Here is a 17534-nt window from a genome sequence, read left to right as displayed (position 1 = left end):
AAGGGTTACTCTGAGAGACTGCGTTCGAACCCCAGCCCCAGCGACAGCAGCAATTGATCGCTCCACTGCGCGCCACCCAAATACAAGCCGACCGGCACTGCGCTGTCCCCTGGGACCGGTACCATCAGCCCTGGATAACCGGCGTTGGCGCCATACGCGGGCAACGCCCCCATTGGCTGGTCGAGCAGCGCGATCACATTATGCGTGGCGAGGGCGTCATCGATCAGCGCACGGCTTTGGCTGACCAGCCTGCCGACAGCCGCCACATAATCCGCTTCCTCAAGCTCCTGTGCCTGAGCATATTCCAGAAGCCCTTGCTTATACTCCTCCGGTAGCGGGTTCGCCGTATTGAAGGCGATCACGTCGGCCAGGGATTTCACCTCGATTCCCGGGCGCGAGGCCAAGTATTCGGCCAGGTCGCGCTTGAACTCATGTTTCACCACCGAGAACAGGTCAGCGAACATGGGCGGGAACACAAGCTCGACCGGCACCAGAGTCGCACCAGCATTCTCCAGGGCCGTGACCACGGAGGACGGCAGTGGGCTGTCCGAACGATAACCCAGCCGAGCGCCGTTCAGAGCTGCCGCATCCAACCCACCCGCGAAATCGGTCTGTTCCGTGGGCACGCCAGTTGGCGGCTCACTCCAGGCCCCCGTACCGAACATCGCATCCAGCAAAATCGCGGCATCAGTCACGTTGCGCGCCATCGGCCCAGGAGTGTCCAGGCTTTTCGACAGCGGAACGATACCCGACTGGCCAAGCAGCCCATGCGTTGGGCGCATGCCGACCACCTGGCTGAGATAAGCCGGCTTGATCAGCGAACCACTGGTCTCGGTACCCACGGCGACAGTGGCCAGGCCCGCACTCACCCCAACCGCGGATCCGACACTCGACCCCGAAACCGGCATGCCCTTGCCCCGCGCGCTCAGGGTCTGGCCGCCACGACCACTCCATCCCTCTGGGACAGCCATGTCACGGAACCCCATCCACTCCGAGGTGTTGGCCTTGCCGAGGATGACCGCGCCGGCCGCCCGCAGGCGCTCAACGATGTAGGCATCCGTCGAGGCCGCCTGGCCCACCAGCGCCAGCGATCCGGCACTGGTCTGCATGCCGTCACCCGTATCGATGTTGTCCTTGATCAACACCGGAATGCCATGCAGTTGGCCACGCACGGTTCCCGCGGCTCGTTCCGTGTCCAGGGTCTGGGCAAGCGTCAACGCAGCAGCGTTGATCTCGATGACAGCCTTCAGCGCTGGGCCTTGCTCGTTGAGGGCGGCAACCCGCGCCAAGGCGCGCGTTACCAGATCCGCGGAGGTCAGAGTCCCATCGGCCATCTGCGCCTGAAGCGCGGAAATGCTAGCGAAATCGTTGTCGTCAGGGGTAATGACCGAGGCAAAGATCGGACCGTCAAAGTCCTCACCTGGATTTTCATTGAGGGGGGAATAGTTCCCCATTACAGAATTAGCTGGTTGCTGCTGTTGATTTTTCATACTTCTGATTCCTTGACTGAATATTCGCCCTGTGAAGGGAACCTCCAGTCTCGGAATCAGCTGTACGCAGAACTAGCCTGACATTTCGCCCAGACATGTAGGATGCATCCTACATTCCAGGCGACCGGTTACACACCAAGGTAATCGAGAATTCCTTCAGCCGCCGTGCGCCCTTCGAAGATCGCCGTCACCACCAGGTCCGACCCCCGTACCATGTCGCCACCGGCGAACACCTTTGGGTTGCTGGTCTGGTGCTTGAACTTGCCCTTCTCCGGCGCCACCACGCGACCTTGGCTGTCGAGCTGAATGTCATGCTGCTCGAACCACGGCGCCGGGCTCGGACGGAAACCGAAAGCGATCACCACGGCATCTGCCGGCAGGATCTCTTCGGAACCCGGGATTGGCTCGGGGCTGCGACGGCCACGGGCATCCGGCTCACCAAGACGGGTCTCGACCACCTTCACGCCCTCGACCTTGTCCTCGCCGACAATGGCGATAGGCTGGCGGTTGTAGAGGAACTTCACGCCCTCTTCCTTGGCGTTCTTCACTTCCTTGCGCGAACCCGGCATGTTCGCTTCGTCCCGGCGATAGGCGCAGGTCACCGATTTGGCGCCCTGGCGGATCGAGGTGCGGTTGCAGTCCATCGCGGTGTCGCCACCGCCGAGCACCACGACCTTCTTGCCCTGCATGTCGACGAAGTCTTGCGGCGACTTTTCAAAGCCCAGGTTGCGGTTGACGTTGGCAATCAGGAAGTCCAGCGCGTCGTGCACGCCCGGCAGGTCCTCCCCAGGGAAACCGCCCTTCATGTAGGTGTAGGTGCCCATGCCCATGAACACCGCATCGTACTCGGCCAGCAGCTGCTCCATGCTGATGTCCCTACCCACTTCGGTGTTCAGGCGGAACTCGATGCCCATGCCGGTGAAGACTTCGCGGCGGTTGCTCAGCACAGTCTTTTCCAGCTTGAACTCAGGGATGCCGAAGGTCAGCAGGCCGCCGATCTCCGGGTTCTTGTCGAACACCACCGGGGTCACGCCAGCACGCACCAGCACGTCGGCGCAGCCCAGGCCCGCAGGGCCGGCACCGATGATGGCGACACGCTTGCCGGTGGGCTTGACCTTGGACATGTCCGGGCGCCAGCCCATGGCGAAGGCGGTGTCGGTGATGTACTTCTCCACCGAGCCGATGGTTACCGCGCCAAAGCCGTCGTTCAGGGTGCAGGCACCCTCGCACAGGCGATCCTGCGGACACACCCGGCCACACACTTCCGGCAGGGTGTTGGTCTGGTGCGACAACTCCGCCGCGGCCAGGATGTTGCCCTCGGAAACCAGCTTCAGCCAGTTGGGGATGAAGTTGTGCACCGGGCACTTCCACTCGCAATACGGGTTGCCGCAGCCCAGGCAGCGGTGGGCCTGCTCGACCGATTGCTGCGGCTTGAAAGGTTCGTAGATCTCGACGAACTCCTTCTTGCGCTGGCGCAGCAGCTTTTTCTTGGGGTCTTTACGCCCCACTTCGATGAACTGGAAGTCGTTGCTCAGACGTTCAGCCATTTTTCAAAACCTCTTAACAGCAGCTGCAAGCTACAAGCTGCAAGCCGCAAGACGATCACTTAAGCCGGGCAAACCTCGAAGCGCATTTACTTGCAGCTTGAGGCTTGCCACTTGCAGCTGCTTTTACTGTGGGTTGGCGCGGGTGCTGGACATCAGTTGCTTGAGGTTGGCCGCCTTCGGCTTGACCAGCCAGAAGCGCCGCACATAGTCGTCCAGGTTCTCCGAGAGCTCACGCCCCCACTCGCTGCCGGTTTCTTCCACGTACTCGCCCAGGACCCGCGCCAGGTGGCTGCGGTAGGCCTCCATCGCTTCACCACTGATACGCTGGATTTCCACCAGCTCATGGTTGAGTTTGTCGACGAAGGAGTTGTCCATGTCGAGCACGTAGGCGAAACCGCCGGTCATGCCAGAGCCGAAGTTGTAACCGGTCTTGCCCAGGACGCAGACAAAGCCGCCGGTCATGTATTCACAGCAGTGATCGCCGGTGCCCTCGACCACAGCGTGGGCGCCGGAGTTACGCACAGCGAAGCGCTCGCCTGCAGTGCCGGCGGCGAACAGTTTGCCGCCGGTGGCACCGTACAGGCAGGTGTTGCCGACAATGGCGCTGTGCTGGGTTTCGAATGGGCTGCCGGCTGGTGGCACGATGGTCAGCTTGCCACCGGTCATGCCCTTGCCGACGTAGTCGTTGGCGTCGCCTTCCAGGCGCAGGTTCAAGCCGCCGGCGTTCCACACGCCAAAGCTCTGGCCCGCGGTGCCCTTGAAGCGGAAGGTGATTGGCGCCGCGGCCATGCCCTGGTTGCCGTGCAGCTTGGCGATCTCGCCGGAGATGCGCGCACCAATGGAGCGATCGCAGTTGCAGATGTCCATGGCGAACTCGCCACCGGCCAGGTCGCGGATCGCCGGCAAGGCCATGGCGACCATCTTCTCGGCCAGTTCGCCCTGGTCGAAGGGCGGGTTCTTGTCCACTTGGCAGAACTGCGGCTTGTCGGCCGGAATGTGCGGGCTGCCCAGCAGCGGCGACAGGTCGAGGTGGCCCTGGCGCTCGGTGTCGCCCGGCAGCACGTCGAGCAGGTCGGTACGCCCGATCAGCTCGCCGAGGCTGCGCACGCCCAGCTTGGCCAGCCATTCGCGGGTTTCCTCGGCGACGAAGGTGAAGAAGTTGATCACCATGTCGACAGTGCCGATGTAGTGGTCCTTGCGCAGCTTGTCATTCTGCGTGGCCACGCCGGTGGCGCAGTTGTTCAGGTGGCAGATACGCAGGTACTTGCAACCCAGGGCGATCATTGGCGCGGTGCCGAAGCCGAAGCTCTCGGCGCCGAGAATTGCGGCCTTGACTACGTCCAGGCCGGTCTTCAGGCCGCCATCGGTCTGTACCCGCACCTTGCCGCGCAGGTCGTTGCCGCGCAGGGTCTGGTGGGTTTCGGCCAGGCCCAGCTCCCACGGGGCGCCGGCGTACTTGATCGAGGTCAGCGGCGACGCCCCGGTGCCGCCGTCGTAGCCGGAAATGGTGATCAGGTCGGCATAGGCCTTGGCCACGCCGGCGGCGATGGTGCCCACGCCGGCTTCGGCGACCAGCTTGACCGAGACCAGGGCCTGCGGGTTGACCTGCTTGAGGTCGTAGATCAGCTGGGCCAAGTCTTCGATCGAGTAGATGTCGTGGTGCGGCGGCGGCGAGATCAGGGTCACGCCGGGTACCGCATAGCGCAGCTTGGCGATCAGGCCGTTGACCTTGCCGCCTGGCAGCTGGCCGCCCTCGCCGGGCTTGGCGCCCTGGGCCACCTTGATCTGCAGCACTTCGGCGTTGACCAAGTACTCCGGGGTCACGCCAAAGCGGCCGGTGGCCACCTGCTTGATCTTCGAGCTCTTGAGGGTGCCATAGCGGGCCGGGTCTTCACCGCCCTCGCCGGAATTGGAACGCGCACCCAGGCGGTTCATCGCCTCGGCCAAGGCCTCATGGGCTTCTGGCGACAGCGCGCCCAGCGAGATGCCGGCCGAGTCGAAGCGCTTGAGGATCGCCTCCAGCGGCTCGACCTGCTCCAGCGCCAGTGGCTGGTCGGCAACCTTGACCTTGAGCAGATCGCGAATCATCGACACCGGGCGCTGGTCGACCAGGCTGGTGTATTCCTTGAACTTGCCGTAGTCACCCTGCTGCACGGCGGCTTGCAGGGTGTTGACCACATCCGGGTTGTAGGCGTGGTACTCGCCACCGTGGACGAACTTGAGCAGACCGCCCTGCTGGATCGGCTTGCGCGCGCTCCAGGCTTCGGCGGCGAGCAGCTTCTGGTCGCTCTCCAGGTCTTCGAAACGCGCACCCTTGATGCGGCTGGACACGCCCTTGAAGCTCAGGCCCACCACTTCCGCGGACAGGCCGATGGCTTCGAACAGTTGCGCGCCACGGTACGAGGTGATGGTGGAGATGCCCATCTTCGACAGGATCTTCAGCAGCCCCTTGGAGATGCCCTTGCGGTAGTACTTGAACACTTCGTCCAGATCGCCCAGCACTTCGCCGGTGCGGATCAGGTCGGCGAGCACTTCGTAGGCCAGGTACGGGTACACGGCCGAGGCACCGAAGCCCAGCAGCACGGCGAAGTGGTGCGGGTCGCGGGCAGTGGCGGTCTCGACCAGGATGTTGCTGTCGCAACGCAGGCCCTGCTCGGTCAGACGGTGGTGCACCGCACCGACGGCCAGGGAGGCATGCACCGGCAGCTTGCCCGGCGCAATGTAGCGGTCGCTCAGCACCAGTTGGGTCTTGCCGCTGCGCACGGCCTCTTCGGCCTGATCGGCGATGTTACGAATGGCCGCTTCCAGGCCGACGCCCTCGTCATAGTTGAGGTCGATCAGTTGGCGCTCGAAGCCCTCACGCTCCAGGTTCATCAAGGACCGCCACTTGGCGGGCGAGATCACCGGCGAGCTGAGGATCACCCGCGAGGCATGCTCGGGGGATTCCTGGAAGATGTTGCGCTCGGCGCCCAGGCAGATTTCCAGCGACATGACGATCGCTTCGCGCAGCGGGTCGATCGGCGGGTTGGTCACCTGGGCGAACTGCTGGCGGAAGAAGTCGTACGGCGAACGCACACGCTGGGACAGTACGGCCATGGGCGTGTCGTCACCCATCGAGCCGACCGCTTCCTGGCCCTGCTCGCCCAACGGACGCAGCACCTGGTCGCGCTCCTCGAAGGTGACCTGGAACATTTTCATGTATTGCTTGAGCTGGTCGGCGTCGTAGCTGGCCACGCCCTGGTCGTCGCTCAGGGTCGCCTGGATGCGCGTGGCGTGCTGACGCAGCCAGCGCTTGTAAGGGTGGCGCGACTTCAGGCGGTTGTCGATGGCGTCGGTGTCGAGGATCTGGCCGGTTTCGGTGTCCACGGCAAGGATCTGCCCCGGTCCGACCCGGCCCTTGGCCAGCACTTCTTCAGGCTGGTAGCCCCACACGCCGATTTCGGAGGCGATGGTGATATAGCCGTTGGTGGTGGTCACCCAGCGCGCCGGGCGCAGACCGTTACGGTCGAGCAGGCACACCGCGTGGCGGCCTTCGGTCATGACGATGCCGGCCGGGCCATCCCACGGCTCCATGTGCATGGAGTTGTATTCGTAGAAAGCGCGCAGGTCGGCGTCCATGGTCTCTACGTTCTGCCAGGCTGGCGGTACCAGCATGCGCACGCCACGGAACAGGTCGATGCCGCCGGTTACCATCAGTTCGAGCATGTTGTCCATGCTCGAGGAGTCGGAACCGACGCGGTTGACCAGCGGGCCGAGCTCTTCGAGGTCGGGGATCAGGTCGTTGGCGAACTTGGTGCGACGGGCCATGGCCCAGTTGCGGTTGCCGGTGATGGTGTTGATCTCGCCGTTGTGGGCGAGGAAGCGGAAGGGCTGGGCCAGCGGCCACTTCGGCAGGGTGTTGGTGGAGAAGCGCTGGTGGAACACGCAGATCGCGGTTTGCAGGCGCTCATCGCCCAGGTCCGGATAGAACGCCGCGAGATCGCGCGGCATCATCAAGCCTTTGTAGATGATGGTCTTGTGCGAGAAGCTGCAGATGTAGTGGTCGGCGTCATGGGCATTGGCCACGGACGAACGGCGACGGGCACTGAACAGCTTGATGGCGAATTCCTGATCGCTCAGGCCTTCACCGCCGATGAACACCTGTTCGATCTGCGGCAGGCGCTCCAGGGCCAGGCGTCCGAGCACGCTGGTGTCGATCGGCACCTTGCGCCAGCCGACCAGCCTCAGGCCGGCGTTGACGATCTCGCGATCCATGTTGGCGCGGGCAGCTTCGGCTTTGACCGGGTCCTGGTTGAAGAACACCATGCCGACGGCGTACTGCTTGGGCAGCTCGACGGCGAAGTGTTCCTGGGCCACGGCGCGCAGGAATTGATCGGGCTTCTGCATGAGCAGACCGCAACCGTCGCCGGTCTTGCCGTCGGCGTTGATGCCGCCGCGGTGGGTCATGCAGGTCAGCGCCTGCATGGCGGTTTGCAGAAGGTGGTGACTCGGCTCGCCCGTCATGTGGGCGATCAGGCCGAAACCACAGTTGTCCTTGAATTCTTCGGGATGGTACAGACCTGTTTTCATAGACACTTTCTCACCAGGTTCACCTCTCAACCGGAGGCAAATCTCTTTTTTAACAACCACTTACCATCCACGCCGATCAAACGCCAGCTTTTTTGCGGTGGTCATGGAAAACCATTGTTGCACAGCGACAGCGACGCCCACAAATTTTCATGTCTCACCATTGAAAATTTATGTCGCAATTTTGAATGTTTTTAAGTCGTACGCCGTGATAGCGGCACGACTGGAGTCTGAAGCGTTTCAGCCAGGACTGCAAGAAAGGGCTTGTGGCCGGCAGTCTGGGACAGAAAAGCCTGCCGCGCGGGGTGCGCAGCAGGCTAGACGTGAATCAGGATTCGCTCAGCAACTGGGCGGCGGGGTGGTGCCGCCCGGAAGGTATCAGCGGGCCGTGGCCAGCTCTTGTTGGACGCTGCCGACGGTACGTGGCCAAGGTTTACCAGCCTGGACCTTGGCTGGCAAGTTCTTGATGGCGGCGGCGGCGGCGTCGCGGTTGGCGAAATTGCCGTAGGTCACCACGTACAGCGGCTTGCCCTGCAAGTTTTTCTTGAAGTAGCGATAGTCGCCACCCTGGGCCTTGACGAACGACTGGGCCGACGCCTCGGAGCTGGTGCCGAAGATCTGCACCACGTAATTACCGGGTTTCTGCCCAGCGTACCAGCTGCTGTTGCCGGCGCCACCGGCAGCCGGTTTGGCTGCGGGCTTGGCACTGGCGACCTGGGTCGGGGCCGCTGCCGGCTTGGCAGGTGCAACCGATTTGACCGGCTGGGTTGCAACGGGTTTCGTAACTGGAGCAACCGACTGCGCCGGAGCGGTTGCTACCGGCTGGGCCGGGGTTGGCGCGGGGCTTGCGGTGGCACCGGCTGGCGGCGCGATGGTGGTCACGGTCGGCGGTACGGCCGCCGAGGGCGCGGCAGGTTGCAGCGCGGTATTGCCGGCCGGGCCGCCTTCCTCGCCCTCGCCCATGCCAGCGGCTTCGGCCAGCGGCTCGCGCATCACCGGTTGCGACTGGCCAACCAGCGGCAATGGCATTGGCTGCGAGGAACCGGAGAACTCAATGGCGGGCGCGCCGCCATTGCCGCCCTGGCCCAACGGCAGCTGAGCCTGGGCGGCGGGCGCCTCGGCCGGGGCCTTGTCGCCCTTCTTGGGCATCAGGACCGCCGCGCCAACGGCGACCACGACCACAGCGGACAACGCGAGCACGTGTTTCTTAGGCATTTTGAACCCCATGGATGGTCGCTTGGCCGTGGTGCGGCTGGCGATCATGGCTTCGATCAAGGTATCGCGGGCAACCTGGTTGATGTTGCCAGGCCAACCGTCGGAGTTTTCGTGGATGTCGACGATCTGTTCGCGGGTGAACACCTCGATACCCCGGCCGGCGCCGTCCAGGCGCTGCTCCAGGTATTCGCGGGTCTCTTCCTCGCTATAGGGCGCCAGCTCGATGACATGGAAACGCTCGCCATCGGCATTGAGCTCCTCCAGCCCGGCGATCAACGACGGCTCGCCAAACAGGAACACATGCGGTCGCCCTTCGGCGACGCCGGCCGCCAACTCCAGCAACGCTTGGAGTGCCGACTCGTCGAGTTGTTCCGCGTCGTCCACCAACAGATAGACTTCCTGGCCGGTCAGGGCCAGTTGCACCACCTGCTTGAGGATCGCCTGCACTTCGGCCTGGGCCACACCCAGCGACTGGGCCACCTGACCGAGCACGCTGGCCGCGTCCGAAGCGCCGCGGGCGGAAACCACCACGCTTTGCACCGACTGTTTGTTGGTACTAGCCACCAGCGCCTGGCGCAGCAACGTCTTGCCGCTGCCCATGGGGCCAGTGACCGCCAGCATCAGCTGGCTGTAGCGCGCCAGGTGATGCAGTTGGCCCAATACCGGCTTGCGCTGGGCAGGGAAAAACTTGAAGCCAGGCACCCGCGGCGCGAACGGATCGTGGGTCAACTGGTAATGTTCGAGGAACGCCTCATCGGCATGCAGAGTGCTCATTGCGTTGTCACAACCTCAAAGCTGGGCCACGATCGCGCGGTAGTCCGCCGCCAGCGTGGCCTGTAAAATCTCTTTCGGATAGTCGTCGGTGACGACGGCCTCGCCCAGCTGGCGCAACAGCACCAGGCGCAGGCGCCCGTCGAGCACTTTCTTGTCGACCGCCATGTGCTCCATGAAATGCGCCGGGGTCATTTCCTGTGGTGGCACCACCGGCAATCCTGCGTCCTGCAGCAGGCGAATGGCGCGGTCCCGCGCCGACTGGTCGATCCAGCCCAGGCGCATGGACATTTCCAGGGCCATGACCGTGCCCGCCGCCACGGCTTCGCCGTGCAGCCAGACGCCATAGCCCATATGGGTTTCGATTGCATGGCCAAAGGTATGGCCAAGGTTGAGCGTGGCGCGTACGCCCGACTCGCGCTCATCGGCGCCAACCACGACGGCCTTGGCCGCGCAGGAACGACGGATGGCCTCGGTCAGCGCAACCGATTCCAGCGCCCGCAGTGCCTGCATGTTGTCTTCGAGCCAGGCCATGAACGGTTCGTCGCAGATCAGGCCGTACTTGATGACTTCGGCAAGACCGGCGGATAGCTCGCGTTCGGGTAGGGTCTTCAGGCTGGTGGTGTCGATCAGCACCGCGTTGGGCTGGTAGAAGGCACCCACCATGTTCTTGCCCAGCGGGTGGTTGATACCGGTCTTGCCGCCCACCGAGGAATCGACCTGGGACAGCAGGGTGGTCGGCACCTGGATGAAATCGACGCCGCGCTGGTAGCAGGCGGCGGCAAAGCCGGCCATGTCGCCGATCACCCCGCCACCGAGGGCGACCACGGTGGTACGGCGATCGTGCCGGGCCGTGAGCAGCGCATCGAAAATCAGCTGCAGGGTTTCCCAGTTCTTGTGGGCCTCGCCGTCAGGCAACACCACCGGCAGCACCGAATAGGCACCCAGGGTCTTGCTCAGGCGTTCGAGGTACAGTGGGGCGACGGTCTCGTTGGAGACGATGGCGACCTGCCGGCCGGCAATGTGCGGCGCCAGCAGCTCGGGCTGGTCCAGCAGGCCCTCGCCAATGTAGATCGGGTAGCTACGTTCGCCCAGGTCGACCTTTAGTGTCTGCATGTATCCCCACAATGTACTAAGGCGCGGTGGCGTCGGAGCGGCCCCGCGCGATGACGTTCAACCCCGTCTCGGCGTTGGTCGCCGAGCATAGTCCCCGCTCAGCGGGGCGGCAACTTCTGCAAGCGCTCGAGAATGTCCAGCACCACCATGCGCGGTGGCCGTTCGTCGGTTTCTACCACCAGGTCGGCGATCTCGCGATAGAGCGGGTCCCGGGTTTCCAGCAAGGCCCGCAGGGTGGCCTCTGGGTTGGCAGTGCGCAGCAGCGGTCGGTTGCGATCCCGCGAGGTGCGCCCGACCTGCTGCTCCACCGAGGCATGCAGGTAGATCACCCGCCCACCGGCGTACAGCGCGGCACGGTTGGCATCGCGCATCACCGCGCCGCCACCGGTGGCCAGCACCACGCCATCAAGGGCGCAAAGCTCGGCGATCATCGCTTGCTCGCGATCACGAAAGCCCGGCTCGCCTTCCTTGTCGAAGATCCACGGGATGTTGGCGCCGGTTCGCAGCTCGATTTCCTTGTCGGAATCCTTGAACAGCAGGCGCAGCTCTTTGGCCAACAGGCGTCCGATGGTGCTTTTTCCAGCGCCCATGGGCCCCACAAGTATCAAATTTCGCACAGAATCAACGACTCACAGCAATCGCCTGGTCACTCATGATACGCGGAGTCAGGAAGACCAGCAGCTCGGATTTTTTCTCTTGTAAAGCATCGCGTCGAAACAGCCGTCCAACATACGGCAGATCGCCAAAAAATGGCACCTTGTCGACCACTTTGTTATGCGACGTCGAGTACACGCCGCCAATCACAATGGTTTCGCCATCGGCCACGCGCACCTTGGCATTGACCTCGTTCTTGCGAATCGGCGGTACGTTGTTCAGGGCATTGATGAAGTCCGGCTCGTCCTTGGTCACCCGTACCGCCATCACTACCTTGCCGTCAGGGGTAATCTGCGGGGTCACCTCCAGCGACAGCGAGGCCTCGCGAAAGGAGATGGAGGTGGCACCGCTCCTGGTGGTTTCCTGGTAGGGTACCTCGGTACCCTTGAGGATCCGCGCGGTTTCCTTGTCGGCGGTGACCACCTTGGGCTGGGAGATGATCTCGCCATTGCCGCTCTTTTCCATGGCACTGAGCTCCAGGTCGAGCAGAATGTCGCTGCGCAGCAGGCCGACACCCAGGCCGGAGGTGGCACGCTCGACACCAAGGTCAACGAACAGCTCGCTGCCCAGGCCGTTGTCCTGGCCATACAGCGGCCCGCCCCAGCGTACGCCGAGGGCCTTTTCATAATCGACGCTGGCCTCGACGATCCGCGCCTCTATCATCACCTGGCGCACCGGCACGTCCAGCTGCGCCACCAGCCTGCGCAGCTCCACCAGCTGCCGCGCAGGCTGGACGAGCACCAAGGTATTGGTACGCGCATCCACACTGACGGTGCCACGCCCGGCGAGGATATCGTCGCCGGACAGGCTAGCCATCAGCAGCTCGGCCAGCTCCGCCGCCTTGGCATGGAACACCGGGATCAATGCGCGTTGCAGCGGCTCCAACTGCGCTTCCAGGGCCTGCTCCTGGCGAACGCCCATAGTCCGCTCGGTCAGCTCCGCCAAGGGCGCGACCAGCAACACGTTACCCTCCTGACGACGACCAAGGCCCCGGCTGCGCAGCACCAGGTCAAGGGCCTGGTCCCATGGCACCTGCTCCAGACGCAAGGTGATCCGCCCCTGCACTGTGTCACTGGCCACCAGGTTGACCCCCACATAGTCCGCCATGATCTGCAGGACCGCGCGAACTTCGACGTCCTGGAAGTTCAGCGACAGCGGCTCACCCTCTGTCGCCAAGGCGCCCCGCGCCCCCACCAGTACGAGCAGCATCGTGCCCAACCATTGCATCGACTTCATCCCTGACCTCCCCCTTCACACGCCCCCCAAGCAGCAGATACCGGTGGCGCTCCTGCCAGGCATCCCCGATATAGATCCGCTCGCGCACTGTTACCTGGTCCGCCGCAATGGCCACCACTAGCCCTTCGTCACGCCCCAGCGTCTCGCCCTCCCCGACCCGATACACATGACCACCCGAGCGCAACAGCGCTTGATGCCGCCCGCCACGCGCCAGAGTGCCAACCATTTCCAACTGGTCCAGCGGGATACGGCCAAGCCCAAGACCCGGCCGCGCCGATGACCAGGCCCGGAATGGATCGAATGCCGTCACGGCCAGGGCCTGCCGAGCAGGCTCGTGCGCCAGCTCGGCCGGTACCGGCAACGCTTCGCCGGCGTGATAGGCATTGATCAGCAACTGCCCCACGATCAGGTCCGAACGCTCATCAGCCCGAGTCAGGCGCAGCCGCGCCACGTTCAACAAGCGCAACTGCCGTTGCCCTTGTTCCAGCCAGGCACGCACCGCCGGGTAACGCCCCCTCACCCGGACTTCCAGGGGAATCAGCCGATAATCCAGCTCACGCTGTTCCTCGCGCACATCGAGGCGCTCGAACAACAGGCCGTGCTCGTGGCCGGATACCGCCAAGGTATCGAGCCAGTCGCTGATGCCCTCCCCTGCGGAAAGTCGCCAGCGCTCCGTGCGCACATGCTGTTCGGCCTCCTCAAGCGCCTGACGTTCGGCACCCAGCTCAACGAGCTGCGCTTCACGCTCCCGCAACGCTTGCTGCACGGCACGTGCCTGGACGGCAGCCGCGCCATACGCAAGGCCCGGCTCGCGAAGACGAATGAAGTACCCCGCGACCAGCACCGCTAATACGCCTAACGAGACCAGCACGACGCCGAATGCCGGGGACCGACAGACCCGCGCTTGCCAGTCGCCCCAGCGCCAGCCATTCATGACGCCTCCGGCGACAAACGCGCCGCCAGCAGAAACTCGTCACCCGCCTGGTGGTAACGCAAATGGACCAGCTCGACCTCCTGCAGCACACCGGTCTGCTGCAAGTCACGCATGAGCCGCGCCACCACCGCCGCCGAGGCGGCCAGCCCGGCTAGCTGCAAGCGCTCGCCCTGCCAGTCCACCTCGGTCAGTTGCGCCCCCTCGGGCATCGCCTGCTCCAGGCTGAGCAACAGCCCCGGTAGCAACGCCTGCCTGGCACGCAGCGTGGTCAAGGAGGCATATTGCGCCTGCGCCGCCTGGCGCGCCTCACGCAGCCGCTCAAGCTGCAGCAGTCCACTCTCTAGCCGGGCAAGCTCAGCCTGGTGCCGGGCAACCACTTCGGCCTGCCTCGCCAGCCGTGCCCGCGCCGCCTGGTCGAGCAGCAACACACCAGCCAAGGCCAGGACCAGGCTGAGCACCAGTACCTGCTGAAAGCGCCGCAATGTCTTCGCCCGCCGCTGCTCGCGCCAAGGCATCAGGTTCAGTCGCACCCTCATGCGGCACCGCCCTGCGCCAGCCCGTAAGCCAGCACCATGGATGGACCGATATCCTCCAAGCCAGCCAGTGCGGGCGGACAAGCCATGCGGCAGGCCACTCCCAGCCGCTCGGAGATCGACCGGGCTCGCCCAGGACTGGCAGCGGCCCCGATCAACAGGACCTCCTGGGCTGTAGCCAACCCATCGATGTGTTCACCCCATTGATCCGGCGAAACCATCACGTTTTGCTGGCGCTGGGGCACATCACCATCCGCCCAGCGGTGCGTCACCAGTTGCGTGTTTTCCATCTGCAGGACCAGGCTGTCGCCAGGTGTCAGTGCGCGCCAAAGCACTACGCTGTCCACCTCTACCGCCACCAGCTCCAACCCAACCTGAGCGAACAGTTGCTCGAAGGGATCGAGCTGGCTCTGCCGACAGGCCACGACCAGGGCGTCGATCATGCCCGGCGCCTGGGCGCTGGGCCCGAGCAGTTGAAAGTCCAGGGCAAGATCATCCAGCGGGAAAGGAAAGAGCTGGTCGGCGAGCCCCAACAATTGTGCCTCCATGGCCTCACCGGACGGGTCGGCCACCACTTGGCAAACCTTGCAGATTAGCTGGGAGGCCGGCAGTGCCAGGGCCACCTGACGCTGACGTGTCGCGCAACGTTCATGCGCTTTGCGCAACGCCGTTTGCAGTTGCCCGCCGCCCGCGGACGGCGTGCCCAGCAAAGGCTCGACGGCCCAACCGGCGACCCGCAAGGCCCGCCTTTGCCGGCCCAGATGCAGCATTCTTATGGAATCGTCGGTGATTTCCACCCCCAGCAGTGAACCGACGCTGCCGCCAAAGTCTCCAAGCATGACTGTCACTTCCCTGTCGTGCGCAGCCCGTGCCATTGCGCTGCAGGCGGTCGCCGCGCCGCCCCGGACGGTCACCCGGCGGGGCGAAAAATGCTTATAATGCCCAGCGAATTTTCCCGTCCGCCGGCCCCTCGCGCCCTCCACTCCTCAACCAGGACACCCCAAAGCCTTGATACGCCTGCTGAAGTTCTTCTGGTGGTCTTTCGTCGCAGTCATCTGCGCGCTCGTACTCGGTGTGAGCGGTGCGTTTCTGTATCTTAGCCCTAGCCTGCCCTCGGTCGACGCGCTCAGAAGCGTCCAGTTGCAAATCCCCCTGAGGGTCTACAGCAGCGACGGCAAGCTGATTGCCGAGTTCGGCGAAATGCGCCGCTCGCCCATCAAGTTCCAGGAAATTCCCCCACAGTTCATCCAGGCGCTTCTGTCGGCCGAGGACGACAATTTCCTCAACCACTACGGCGTCGATCCCAGCAGCCTGATGCGCGCAGCGTCGCAGCTGCTCAAGTCCGGGCACATCCAGACCGGCGGCAGCACCATCACCATGCAGGTGGCGAAGAACTTCTTCCTGACCAGCGAACGCAGCTTCTCGCGCAAGACCAACGAGATTCTCCTGGCCCTGCAGATCGAGCGCGAGCTGACCAAGGACGAGATCCTCGAGCTGTACGTCAACAAGATCTACCTGGGCAACCGCGCCTATGGCATCGATGCCGCGGCGCAGGTGTACTACGGCAAGTCGATCCGCGATGTCAGCCTGGCGCAGATGGCCATGATCGCCGGCCTGCCGAAGGCGCCGTCGCGCTTCAACCCGCTGGCCAACCCGGTGCGCGCCAAGGAGCGCCGCGACTGGATCCTCGGGCGCATGTACAAGCTCGGCAAGATCGACCAGACCAGTTACCAGGCCGCCCTGGCCGAGCCGCTGAACGCCAGCTACCACGTGCCGACCCCGGAAGTGAGCGCCCCCTATGTGGCCGAGATGGCCCGCGCCGAGATGGTCGGCCGCTACGGTAGCGACGCCTATACCGAAGGTTTCCGCGTCACCACCACGGTGCCCAGCGCCACCCAGCAGATGGCCAACAACGCCGTGCTCAACGGCCTCAGCGTATACGACGAGCGCCACGGCTACCGCGGCCCGGAAGCACGTTTCCCTGGCAAGACCCGCGCCGCCTGGCTGCAGGACCTGGGCAAGCAACGCACCCTCGGCGGCCTGGAGCCGGCGATCGTCACCCAGGTCGAGAAGACTGGCCTGAAGGTGATGACCCGTGGCGGCCTGGAAGAGACCGTGGCCTGGGACACCATGAAGTGGGCCCGGCCATACCTCAACAGCAACGCCCAGGGCCGCGCGCCGCAAGCACCGGCCGATGTCGCCCAGGTCGGCGACCTGGTGCGCCTGCAGCGCCTGGAAGACGGCACGCTGAAGTTCAGCCAGGTGCCGGGCGCGCAGAGCGCACTGGTCACCCTCGACCCCCGCGATGGCGCCATCCGCGCCCTGGTCGGCGGTTTCTCGTTCGAGCAGAGCAACTACAACCGTGCCATGCAGGCCAAGCGCCAGCCGGGATCGAGCTTCAAGCCTTTCGTCTATAGCGCTGCCCTGGACAACGGCTACACCGCCGCCAGCCTGGTCAACGACGCGCCGATCGTGTTCGTCGACGAATACCTGGACAAGGTCTGGCGCCCGAAGAACGACACCAACACCTTCCTCGGCCCAATCCGCATGCGCGAGGCGCTGTACAAGTCGCGTAACCTGGTGTCGATCCGCCTGCTACAAGCCATGGGCGTGGACCGCACCATCGACTACATCGCCAAGTTCGGCTTCAACAAGCAGGACCTGCCGCGCAACCTGTCGCTGGCACTGGGCACCGCGACGCTGACCCCGATGGAGATCGCCACCGGCTGGAGCGCCTTCGCCAACGGCGGCTACAAGATCAGCCCCTACCTGATCGAGCGTATCGACAGCCGCAACGGCGAGACGCTGTTCACCGCCAACCCGGCTCGCGTGCCCCAGGGCAGCCAGGACCAGGCCGGTCTCGCCGCTCCCGAGCAGCCGATCAACGTCGCACCGGTACCCGGCGAGGCGCCATCGGCCTACGGCCAGGTCGCGGCTGCGCCGCAGGCGCCAGCAGTGGCCGAGCAGATCATCGACGGGCGCACCGCGTACATCCTCACCAGCATGCTGCAGGACGTGATCAAGCGTGGCACCGGCCGCCGGGCGCTGGCCCTGGGCCGTACCGACCTGGCGGGCAAGACCGGTACCACCAACGAGTCCAAGGACGCCTGGTTCTCCGGTTACAACGCCGACTACGTCACCACCGTATGGGTCGGTTTCGACCAGCCGGAAACCCTGGGCCGCCGCGAGTACGGCGGCACCGTGGCCCTGCCGATCTGGATGAGTTTCATGGGCGCCGCCCTCAAGGGCATGCCCGAGCATGCGCCCGCCGAGCCCGAGGGAATTCTCAGCCTGCGCGTTGATCCAGTGAGCGGCCGCGCCGCCACACCAAGCACGCCGAATGCCTACTTCGAGCTGTTCAAGGCCGAAGATTCGCCGCCTTCGGTGGACGAACTGGGCAATGGCGCGGCACCAGGCAGCCCGCTGCCAGCGGATGAAGCAGCGCCGATGGATCTGTTCTAAACCTGACAGG

Annotated in this window: 11 protein-coding genes; 1 reads left to right on the top strand and 10 read right to left on the bottom strand. The window is 64.4% G+C overall.

Annotation, left to right across the window (positions count from 1 at the left end; translation table 11 throughout):
- Positions 1–5: 5 nt before the first annotated feature.
- The 10 genes from E3U47_RS10440 to pilM form a co-directional block, all read right to left on the bottom strand.
- Positions 6–1490 carry an amidase family protein gene (locus E3U47_RS10440; RefSeq protein WP_134691361.1) on the bottom strand — a complete coding sequence of 495 codons (1485 nt, stop codon included), beginning with the start codon at positions 1488–1490 and terminating at the stop codon, positions 6–8.
- Positions 1491–1618: 128 nt separating this feature from the next.
- Positions 1619–3037, bottom strand: a complete 1419-nt coding sequence (locus tag E3U47_RS10435) for an FAD-dependent oxidoreductase (protein ID WP_134691360.1) — start codon at positions 3035–3037, stop codon at positions 1619–1621.
- A gap of 123 nt (positions 3038–3160) precedes the next feature.
- Positions 3161–7606: a glutamate synthase large subunit gene (gene gltB / locus E3U47_RS10430; RefSeq protein WP_134691359.1), complete on the bottom strand. Its 4446-nt coding sequence runs from the start codon at positions 7604–7606 to the stop codon at positions 3161–3163.
- Positions 7607–7981: 375 nt separating this feature from the next.
- The gene (locus E3U47_RS10420) at positions 7982–9592 is read right to left on the bottom strand and encodes an SPOR domain-containing protein (RefSeq protein ID WP_134691358.1); all 1611 of its coding nucleotides are present in this window, start codon (positions 9590–9592) and stop codon (positions 7982–7984) included.
- A 15-nt stretch (positions 9593–9607) separates the two neighbouring features.
- Positions 9608–10705 carry a 3-dehydroquinate synthase gene (aroB, locus tag E3U47_RS10415; RefSeq protein ID WP_134691357.1) on the bottom strand — a complete coding sequence of 366 codons (1098 nt, stop codon included), beginning with the start codon at positions 10703–10705 and terminating at the stop codon, positions 9608–9610.
- Positions 10706–10803: 98 nt separating this feature from the next.
- Positions 10804–11322, bottom strand: coding sequence for a shikimate kinase AroK (gene aroK, locus E3U47_RS10410; RefSeq protein ID WP_134691356.1), 519 nt, complete (start codon positions 11320–11322; stop codon positions 10804–10806).
- A 4-nt stretch (positions 11323–11326) separates the two neighbouring features.
- Positions 11327–12568 (bottom strand): type IV pilus secretin PilQ, encoded by a 1242-nt coding sequence (locus tag E3U47_RS10405; RefSeq protein WP_372239498.1) that lies wholly within the window; start codon positions 12566–12568, stop codon positions 11327–11329.
- A complete protein-coding gene (locus tag E3U47_RS10400) occupies positions 12519–13529 on the bottom strand; it encodes a pilus assembly protein PilP (RefSeq protein WP_134691354.1) in 1011 nt (336 codons plus the stop codon). The genes E3U47_RS10405 and E3U47_RS10400 overlap by 50 nt, the downstream gene beginning before the upstream one ends.
- Positions 13526–14065, bottom strand: coding sequence for a PilN domain-containing protein (locus E3U47_RS10395; RefSeq protein ID WP_134691353.1), 540 nt, complete (start codon positions 14063–14065; stop codon positions 13526–13528). Before E3U47_RS10395 ends, E3U47_RS10400 begins: the two co-directional genes overlap by 4 nt.
- Positions 14062–14901 carry a type IV pilus biogenesis protein PilM gene (gene pilM, locus E3U47_RS10390; protein WP_167659466.1) on the bottom strand — a complete coding sequence of 280 codons (840 nt, stop codon included), beginning with the start codon at positions 14899–14901 and terminating at the stop codon, positions 14062–14064. The genes E3U47_RS10395 and pilM overlap by 4 nt, the downstream gene beginning before the upstream one ends.
- Positions 14902–15073: 172 nt before the next feature.
- On the opposite strand from pilM, the gene E3U47_RS10385 reads away from it, so the two are divergent.
- On the top strand, positions 15074–17524 hold the full coding sequence (locus E3U47_RS10385; RefSeq protein ID WP_372239500.1) for a penicillin-binding protein 1A: 2451 nt from the start codon (positions 15074–15076) through the stop codon (positions 17522–17524).
- Positions 17525–17534 lie beyond the last annotated feature (10 nt).

Origin of the sequence: Pseudomonas sp. RIT623, assembly GCF_004519305.1 — a bacterium.
Taxonomy (GTDB): Bacteria; Pseudomonadota; Gammaproteobacteria; order Pseudomonadales; family Pseudomonadaceae; genus Aquipseudomonas.
Note: the sequence above shows the minus strand (reverse complement) of the source record. Positions and strands in the feature narration are given on the sequence as shown.